A 7,442-nucleotide genomic window follows, 5' to 3' on the forward strand; every position below is an offset into this window, starting at 1 on the left:
GAGTCGCTCTCTGCTCTTTCTTGAATATTCATCATCGCCAGATCACACAACCCACGTAAACAACCGGAAACCATCGCAGCTAAGTAAAGCCGATCAAGATCAAAACAGTATTGTAAAATGCTCGGCCCTTGCCCTGCGACTCCTAGCCTACATGCATCAATGTCAGGTAATGGCGCTGCATCCAGAAAAAGTCCTCCCGTAATACCTGTACGAACACCCACTAGCTGATCGGTCCACGATGTAGTTTTTCCGGGTTTTGTATCAACAAGATATATATCGAACGTATCGCTTCTTTCGTTTCGGGCAGAGATAAATGCAAGGTCAGCAAACGGGACGTTTGTACACACTGTTTTCCGTGCTGAGATGAATGGCTGACCCTCAGAATTATAGATCACCGATGCGGTCACCTTACGCATATCCGTGCCCGCCTGATGCTCTGTATTGGAAATAGCGCAGATAATTTCTCCACGAATAACTGCATCCAAATACATTTTTTTTTGCATATTGGTCCCAAACTGCAGGAGCAACTCAGTTGCCAATCCACTTTGGACTGACACCGTGAACACAAACCCAAGATCAAGACTGCCCTCACCAAGACCTTTGTGAGCCGCAAGCGACTCTTTAACACTCAACTCTTGCCCACCAAATTTTTTAGGGATGGTTATTCCAAAGAAGCGCTCTTCAACAAGCTTGCTCCATACATCCCTATCAAAAGCGCATGTACGGTCTCGCTCCAAAGCGGTACTGCGTAACTGTTCAGCACCGATTTCTTTTTACTTTTCGTAAAACAACTCAGACATGTAAACTCCTTTTTACATGATTAGCAGATACCTAATATCAAAGATAATTAACTTTCCCTGCTTGTAGGGAGCGTAATTAAAAAATCACTGACGGATCTCTTTGTTTGCTGGTTGTTATCCCACAACACAACAATTCCACTTCCATCACACACCGTTTTTTTGCCATCCACTGTCTGCTGAGTGATTTCAAAGCCTAACGTAAGCGATGTATTACCACTGGAAATTACGGAACAAGCTATCTGGGCCTCTCCTGGGTACTCCGTCGCAGCACGATAATTGATCTCTGCTTTCACAAGCATATGCAGAATGTCTGATGGCAGTACTTCAGCAAACATCTGAACACGCACCTCCTCGAACCAGCGCAAATAGACGCCATTGTTAACGTGGCCATACGCATCCATATCCCTCCAGTAAACCTGGAGGGATAACTCTGTACTTAGCGCATTTGTATGACGAAGAGATTGATCAAGATTCATGGTTATTTCCTTATATACCAAAAGATTGATGAAGTAGTACTTTCATCCGGATGAACAGTTTTTTCATCACCGATTCAATGCCATTCAATCCGAATGACGGCACCAGAGACTCAAACCGTACATTGACATGTCAATATAAGAAAATAGCGAATATAAAGTGAGTTGTCTCGACTTCCATGCCAACGTCATATCGTCCTGATATGCAGACTGAAGGCGTCACCTGTCAGCTGAGCACTAAAACTACAACGAATTCGAGAAAGCTGTCTATGGGATGTTTGGTTAACCTGCCCGTTCAGATCAGTTTGACTTATAGTATTACGATTTCCTTCAAAGCAGTCCGTTTTCTGATAACCGACAATCAAGGCCACACTATCTCTAACAATGTACTCGCTGAGTGTCATTTGGTCCTAAAACAACAAAACCCGCTGAATAGCGGGTTTTGTTGTTTTCTGATAAACCTTAAGGACATGGATTTGGATACAGCACGTTGATCGCCTCGATCTCTGCCAACAGCTCATCACTCAGCGTGACCTCAGCCGACTCGATATTGGCCTTGAGCTGAGCCATTGAGCTGGCACCGATTATATTGGCATCCACAAACGGACGGTTGTTCACCCACGCCAGCGCCATCATACACGGGTCGATCCCATGCTTGTGCGCCAAGGCCACGTAGGCTTCAACCGCTTTTTGACCCTGCTCGTTAAAGTAGCGTCCGTACGCCGGGTATTTGGTAATCCGCGCACCGGCAGGACGCGCTCCGCCAATATACTTCCCACTTAACGCACCGAACGCTAACGGTGAGTATGGCAACAGCGAGACGCCCTCACGGTGCAGCACTTCCGTCAAACCCACCTCAACCGTACGGTTCAGGAAGTTAAACGGATTCTGTACCGAGACCGCACGTGGCAAACCATGCTGCTCAGCCAACTGCAGGAACTTCATCGTACCCCAGGCACTTTCATTAGAAAGCCCGATATGACGCACCAGGCCTTCATCCACCAGCTCAGCCAGCGCTTCCAGCGTTTCCAGTAGCGGTGTGCCATCCTGATCGGGCTGATGCTCATAGTTGAGCTGACCAAAGAAGTTAGTTTTACGTTCCGGCCAGTGCAGCTGATAGAGATCGATATAATCTGTCTGCAAGCGCTTCAGACTGCCGGTCACCGCTTCACGAATATTGCGACGATCAAAAGCCATGTCCGGACGCAAGTAACTCGTCATATCAGCAGGCGCAGCCACTTTTGTGGCCACGACAATCTGATCGCGGTTACCCCGTTTTTTCAGCCAGCTACCAATGATCTCTTCATTACGCCCCTGATACTCAGGCGAGGTTGGGACCGGATACATCTCGGCCCCATCAAAAAAGTTCACACCCTGTGCCAGGGCATAATCCATCTGCTCGTGGGCTTCAGCTTCAGTATGATCGCTGCCGTAGGTCATCGTACCCAGACAGATCAGACTGATCTTTATATCCGTATTACCCAGCGTATTGTATTGCATGGCCGTCTCCTCAGGATGCAGGCAGAATGCGTGCGAAGTAGGCTTTCAGATAATCGGTTTCAGGGATCGCAGGGTGCAACGGATGGTCTGCACCTTGATGCCCCTGATGGAAGATCTGTGCGCTGCGGTCCAGCTCACGGCTATTGGTACGGATGATATCTACCAACCGACTGTATTCCAGATGCATTGAGCAGGACGCAGAGACCAGCACACCGCCTTTATTCAGCAGACGCATTGCAAAGTTATTCATGCGTGCATAGGCACGCTCGCCGTTGCGAATATCCTTTTTCTTCGCGATAAACGCTGGCGGATCCACCACCACTACGTCAAAACGCTCTTTTTCGGAGATCATGGTTTTGCAGATATCAAACGCATCGCCGTGGAAACCTTCGAAACGGTCATCAGCGCCGTTGATGCGTGCATTCTCGCCCGCCACTTCCAGCGCATAATGAGAAGCATCAACACATACCACCTGCTCAGCACCTGCCGCCAGCGCCTGCGTACCCCAGCCACCCACGTAACTGAACAGATCCAACACGCGCTTGCCCTTAACGTGCTTCTGCATCTGTGCCCGGTTCTCACGGTGATCGTAAAACCAACCTGTCTTCTGACCTTTCTGCAAGGGTGCCAGCAGCGGTACACCGTTCTCTTCCAACGGACAAAGATCAGGCAGATCGCCCTGCACGATCTCGATGTAGGTCTCCAAACCTTCCATATCACGCATCTTGCCATCATTGCGCAGCAGGATAGCTTTCGGGCGGAACACCTTGTTCAGAGCGTCGACGATATCTTCCAGCACGGCTTCCATACCGGCGGTCGACACCTGCACGACAAAAATATCCATAAAGCGATCAATGACCAGCCCTGACAGACCGTCGCTGTCGCCGTAAACCAAACGATAGCAAGGCGCATCAAAGCAGGCTTCACGCAGCGACAGAGCTATATTCAGACGATGTATCAGCAGTGAACGGTCCAGTACATGTTTCAGATCACGGCTCACAATACGGCCACAGATCAGGGTATTCGGGTTAACGTAGGCGATACCCAGCGCTTTCCCACGGTTGTTTTCTACAACCACCTGCTCTCCAGCAGCAAAGTTCTTCAGCGGGGTCACCGCAGTATCTACTTCATTGCTGTAGATCCACAGGTGACCGCCCCGGAGACGACGATCAGCGCCGTCGCGTAATTTTAACGTTTGCAGTGACATTTATTTCCGTCCAGCTTAAACAACAATCCCGGCTCAGGAGCTCAGCAGCCGGCATACACCTTGATGGTGCAAACAGCTACCAGCTCTCTGCCGGGATAGGTAGATCAGAGCAGCGCATCCACAGTGGATGCGCTACCTAATATCAGGCTTCAGATTCGCAATGCGTTGCGTAACCATCCGCGTCCAGCAAAGCTTCAAGCTCTGCTTCGTCGGTCAGTTTCAGCTTGAAGAACCAGCCGTCACCGTATGGATCGCTATTCACGTTTTCCGGGGTGTCTTCCAGTGCTTCGTTGATAGCAATAACTTCACCGGAGATTGGTGCATAGATATCGGAAGCCGCTTTCACTGACTCCACAACACCCGCATCATCGCCGTTCGCCAGCTCTGCGCCCACTTCCGGCAACTCAACAAATACCACATCGCCCAGCAGATCCTGTGCGTGATCGGTCACACCGACAGTGACAGTGCCATCGCCTTCTACGCGAATCCACTCATGGCTTGCAACATACTTCAGTTCGGATGGATTATTACTCATTCCAGCGTCCTACCCTTTAAATTAAGAAAAGACTTTTTTGCCGTTTCGTACGAACACCGGGCGCCCGACCTTCACCGCCACCCGCTTGCCACGCATCTCAACTTCCGCACTCTCACCTGTCGCAGCTGGCACTCGCGCCAGCGCAATGGAGTGCCCCAGTGTCGGCGAGAAACTACCACTGGTAATTTCACCTTCGCCCACACCGTCAATAATTACTTTCTGATGCGCCCGCAGCACACCACGGCCTTCCAGCACTAAACCTACCAGCTTCTGCTCTACGCCTGCCTGCTTCAGGGCTTCCAGCGCATTGCGACCGATAAAGTTACGCTCTTCAGGCTCCCAGCCGATCGTCCAACCCATGTTGGCCGCCAACGGCGAGATGGTTTCGTCCATATCGGAACCGTACAGATTCATACCCGCTTCCAGACGCAAAGTATCGCGTGCACCTAAACCTGTTGGTTTGACACCGGCACCCGCCAACGCCTGCCAAAAATCGGCCGCTTCATCTTCAGGCAGCATCACTTCAAGACCGTCTTCGCCGGTATAACCGGTACGAGCGATAAACCAACCTTCGGACTCAACGCCCTGAAACACACTCAAACTGTCAATCAGTGTAGCGCGTGACTCTGTCACTGCTACTTTAGCGCGCTCCAGCGCCGATGGGCCTTGTACTGCAATCAACGCCAGCTCTGGCTGCTCAGTCAGCGCAACATCATCAAACTTCGCGGCCTGCTCCGCCATCCATGCCAGATCTTTTTCACGGGTAGCACAGTTCACAACAACGCGGAACCACTCACCCGATACACCCGCCTCAGTCATCAGATAAACGATCAGATCATCGATGACACCACCATCAACATTCAGCATTCCGGAGTACAGAGCCTTACCTTTGGCCTGTAATTTAGCAACATCATTAGCCAACAGGTGACGCAGAAATTCTTTAGCATCAGCACCCGTCACATCCACTACGGTCATGTGGGACACATCAAACATACCCGCATCGTTGCGGACATCGTTGTGCTCATCCATCTGTGAACCGTAATGCAGCGGCATATCCCAGCCACCAAAATCAACAACCTTGGCACCCATATCAACATGTGCCTGGTAAAGCGCGGTTTTATTGCCCATAGCTGAAACTCTTATTGTGAATACACTGGGCGACCCGTACAGCTGTCGCGAAACTAAAAGAAAAAGGGATGACAATTTATAGGCAATTGGCGATCAGATCAATCTTTGATCGTGGTCTAGCGCTAGACCATCGTCTCAAAGCCGCACCGGGACAGGCGCTGGGGAATATCGAGAGAGGAACGCGGGCTGCAAAAAGCCCGCCGCAGGTTCAATGGCGGATCGGGCGCTGTGCCAAGCGAGGCAAATTACCCCGCAAACCCATCGCATCCATCACGATGTGATTTTTCACCGGTGCCATTTTATCCAGCAGGTTCATCCCCATGTTGCGCAACAGTCGCACGGCCGGTTGTTCAGCATTAAACAGACGTTTAAAGCTCTCCATCGCCGCCGACATTTGCAGATTGTCACTCTGACGGGCGCGCTGGAACCGACGTAATACTGTTTCAGCCCCGTAGGACTCTCCACGCTCAGAGGCATCCAGCAACACCTCCGCCAGAGACGCAGCATCCAGCAATCCCAGATTCACGCCCTGCCCGGCCAAGGGGTGAATAGTATGCGCAGCATCCCCAATCGCAGCAAACCCTTCCCGCACATAATACTTGGCATGGCGCTGACGCAGCGGGAACACATGGCGCTGATCCACCCACTCAACATCACCCAAACGATGCTCAAACGTGCGCGCCAACTCCGCGCAGAATGACTCATCATCCAACGCCATCAGTTCGTTGGCATGACCCGGCGAGGTAGACCACACAATCGAGCTGGTCCGATCATCCTCATCCGCGTGCAACGGCAGAATCGCCAACGGACCGTCTTCGGTAAACCGCTGCCACGCCGTATGCTGGTGAGATTGCTCAGTACGAATGGTCGTCACAATCGCATGATGCCCGTAATCCCATTCCATCATCGGAATCGCGGCCAACTGACGGGTGCGGGACAGTGCACCATCCGCCGCAACCACCAGCGGCGTCTGTACGATCCGCCCGTCACTCAGCCCCAGCATCCGCAAACCACCGTCGGCCAGATCAGGTTCAGAGAGTGTATTCACCGCAACACCCGACTGAAAATGCAGGTTGTCATGCTCCCCTAACACTTCATAAAGTGCGGCCAGCGTGACCCGGTTCTCAACGATATGCCCCAGACAAGGCTCATGCAGTTCGTTCGAAGAGAAGTGGATATGACCGGTCCCTTCACCATCCCAGACATCCATACCGGTATAAGGGCTCACGCGGTAATCGAGCATTTTAGGCCAGGCACCGACCGAGGTCAGAATCTGCTGAGACGCACAGGTCAGCGCACTGACGCGAGGATCGTAGCCTTTGGCCTGCTGTTGGTGAACCACCGCCGGATAACCCGCAGGATCACCTTCACGCTGCTCCAGCAACCAGATATTCAAGCCGGAAGGGGCTAACGCCGTGGCCAGAGTGACCCCGACCATGCCGGCCCCCACAATGACGATATCAACCTGCTCTGCTGCGCTCATTGTTTTCTCTTCACTTTGCTGTTGTTCTACTTTTGCTATATCAGCGTTGGCTTATTTCAAATCCGGTGCAGGCATATCCAGCCCCATCGCACCGCGGGCAAACACGGTCTTTGCAGGCGGACAGATATCCAGCAACTGCAATCCCAGATCCCGGCCAAATACACACAATGGATTGTTGTTCGAAAACAACTTCATCACCTGATCGCTCAGACCGATGGTCCGCTGCTGGTCAAAACTCTGCTGCTCATAAAATGCCTGCAGAATACCCAGATCACCCACCGAAATCCCCTGTTTACGCGCCCCGATGATCTGATCA

The 7,442-nt window shown here is 51.6% G+C and carries 7 protein-coding genes and 1 pseudogene; all 8 read right to left on the reverse strand.

Annotated elements, in window-relative coordinates; genetic code table 11:
- The coding region (locus ABYW01_RS09500) for an acyl-CoA dehydrogenase family protein (protein ID WP_372832324.1) at window positions 1-737 on the reverse strand (737 nt) is incomplete at its 3' end.
- A gap of 110 nt (window positions 738-847) precedes the next feature.
- The gene (locus ABYW01_RS09505; protein WP_372832325.1) at window positions 848-1,276 is read right to left on the reverse strand and encodes an acyl-CoA thioesterase; all 429 of its coding nucleotides are present in this window, start codon (window positions 1,274-1,276) and stop codon (window positions 848-850) included.
- A gap of 459 nt (window positions 1,277-1,735) precedes the next feature.
- Window positions 1,736-2,773, reverse strand: a complete 1,038-nt coding sequence (locus ABYW01_RS09510; protein WP_372832327.1) for an NADP(H)-dependent aldo-keto reductase — start codon at window positions 2,771-2,773, stop codon at window positions 1,736-1,738.
- Window positions 2,774-2,783: 10 nt separating this feature from the next.
- Window positions 2,784-3,980, reverse strand: a complete 1,197-nt coding sequence (locus tag ABYW01_RS09515; protein WP_193952463.1) for a class I SAM-dependent rRNA methyltransferase — start codon at window positions 3,978-3,980, stop codon at window positions 2,784-2,786.
- Between the two features lie 142 nt (window positions 3,981-4,122).
- Entirely contained in the window at window positions 4,123-4,515 is a 393-nt protein-coding gene (gene gcvH / locus ABYW01_RS09520) for a glycine cleavage system protein GcvH (RefSeq protein ID WP_372832329.1), read from the reverse strand.
- 21 nt (window positions 4,516-4,536) lie between these two features.
- Window positions 4,537-5,643: a glycine cleavage system aminomethyltransferase GcvT gene (gcvT, locus tag ABYW01_RS09525; protein ID WP_372832331.1), complete on the reverse strand. Its 1,107-nt coding sequence runs from the start codon at window positions 5,641-5,643 to the stop codon at window positions 4,537-4,539.
- A 208-nt stretch (window positions 5,644-5,851) separates the two neighbouring features.
- On the reverse strand, window positions 5,852-7,126 hold the full coding sequence (locus tag ABYW01_RS09530; protein WP_372832332.1) for an FAD-dependent monooxygenase: 1,275 nt from the start codon (window positions 7,124-7,126) through the stop codon (window positions 5,852-5,854).
- A gap of 51 nt (window positions 7,127-7,177) precedes the next feature.
- Window positions 7,178-7,442, reverse strand: a pseudogene (locus ABYW01_RS09535) (2-octaprenyl-6-methoxyphenyl hydroxylase); the annotation flags it as partial.

Origin of the sequence: Pontibacterium sp. (genome assembly GCF_041587635.1) — a bacterium.
Taxonomy (GTDB): domain Bacteria; phylum Pseudomonadota; class Gammaproteobacteria; order Pseudomonadales; family Balneatricaceae; genus Pontibacterium.

Coding starts and splice junctions, on each gene's coding strand:
- gcvH (WP_372832329.1), bottom strand. CDS start 4,515: ATGAGTAATAATCCATCCGAACTGAAGTATGTTGCAAGCCATGAGTGG.
- ABYW01_RS09505 (WP_372832325.1), bottom strand. CDS start 1,276: ATGAATCTTGATCAATCTCTTCGTCATACAAATGCGCTAAGTACAGAG.
- ABYW01_RS09510 (WP_372832327.1), bottom strand. CDS start 2,773: ATGCAATACAATACGCTGGGTAATACGGATATAAAGATCAGTCTGATC.
- ABYW01_RS09515 (WP_193952463.1), bottom strand. CDS start 3,980: ATGTCACTGCAAACGTTAAAATTACGCGACGGCGCTGATCGTCGTCTC.
- gcvT (WP_372832331.1), bottom strand. CDS start 5,643: ATGGGCAATAAAACCGCGCTTTACCAGGCACATGTTGATATGGGTGCC.
- ABYW01_RS09530 (WP_372832332.1), bottom strand. CDS start 7,126: ATGAGCGCAGCAGAGCAGGTTGATATCGTCATTGTGGGGGCCGGCATG.